At 63.5% G+C, this 1217-nt stretch carries 2 protein-coding genes; both read right to left on the bottom strand.

Features of this window, described 5'->3' with window-relative positions; translation table 11 throughout:
- Positions 1-1010: glycosyltransferase family 2 protein (locus I8752_RS22130; RefSeq protein WP_214434427.1), on the bottom strand; the 1010-nt coding region annotated here is incomplete at its 3' end.
- The coding region (locus tag I8752_RS22125; RefSeq protein WP_214434426.1) for a hypothetical protein at positions 1007-1217 on the bottom strand (211 nt) is incomplete at its 5' end. The genes I8752_RS22130 and I8752_RS22125, both read right to left, overlap by 4 nt.

Genomic DNA, 1217 nt, shown 5'->3' with positions numbered 1-1217 from the left:
TTCGAAGCGGCGACAAGGTTCGCCACATAGGCATGGTAGTCCGGCGATTGCTGATATTCCGCCAGCCGGGCCTCTGCCCTGGCGTGCGCCGCCTCGTGCAGGCGGCGGACTTCGGGGTCCTCCAGCAGCGCGGCCATGATCTGGGTCCGCCGTTCGCGGTGGCGGAAGATGCGCGTATCCTCGACCTCGTTCCGGTCCTGCAGTGACCAGTAGTCGGCGTTGTACTTGTCCTTCTTCAGGTTCGCGTTGCCGCGGAACTTGCGCAGGGAGAATGCGTCCATCGACTTGATCGCATAGTGGTTGATCTGAGCCCAGTCGTACCCAACCGTGCGGCGGATCGACCGCCAGCCGCGGAACTTGAACCATTCCTCTAGGGGCCTGCCCGAGCCGTTCACCCACAGCACGCTTTCGGGATAATCAGTGTCCTTGAACTGCGATTTGATGATCGGGCGATGCATACCCAAACGCAGGTGCTTGGGGTCGTAGCGCAGCATCGTCTTGGTACCCCAGCCCTTGTTCCAGAACTCGGGCGCCGCGCGGGTGAACTGGTCGGTGATCGGCGCGCGTGACCAGTCGCGGATCCCCGCAGAGCCGAAGATGCGCCAGGTCAGGACCATCGCATGGGCGCCCATCGCGTTCAGGTCGGCGACGAGGCCGTCCAGCGTGCCCGAAGGGTGGTTGATGCACAGGTATTCGTCGGCATCCAGCACCAGCACCCAGTCGGAGTTGATGATCAGCGCTTCGTCCCCCGCGCTTTTCAGCATCGAGGGGTGCGGCTTCATGCCTTCCGGAATCACGTTCTCGCGGTGGTGGACGCCGATGTCCATCGCCTCGAGCCGCTTGAGAAGCAGGTTGGTCCCGTCCGAGCAGTCGTTGGTGTAGACCATGATCTGAGTGAAGCCGACGGCAAGGTGGTGGGCGACCCATTCCACCACGGTCGGGCCTTCGTCCTTCATGGTGGAGAGCGCCACCAAGGACCCATGCGGGCTGGTCTGGCGGGTGAAGGTCATTCTTCCAGCGCGGCGGTGGGGTCGATGTCCAGCTTCTCGCACATGCGGGCGATGTAGCTGCCCTTCAGCGGCGGGTTCTTCCGCCACCAAGGCCGCGCGGCGTTGGTGTAGATGTGGACGGACAGGGTCGCGTCGGTGAAGTGGCCCTCGACGTTGGAATGCGGGTCGTAGAAGACGTCGTTCAGCTGGAAGGGCACGGGGTAAAGC

Source organism: Dendronalium phyllosphericum CENA369 (genome assembly GCF_016056275.1).
GTDB lineage: Bacteria > Cyanobacteriota > Cyanobacteriia > Cyanobacteriales > Nostocaceae > Dendronalium > Dendronalium phyllosphericum.
Note: the sequence above shows the minus strand (reverse complement) of the source record. Positions and strands in the feature narration are given on the sequence as shown.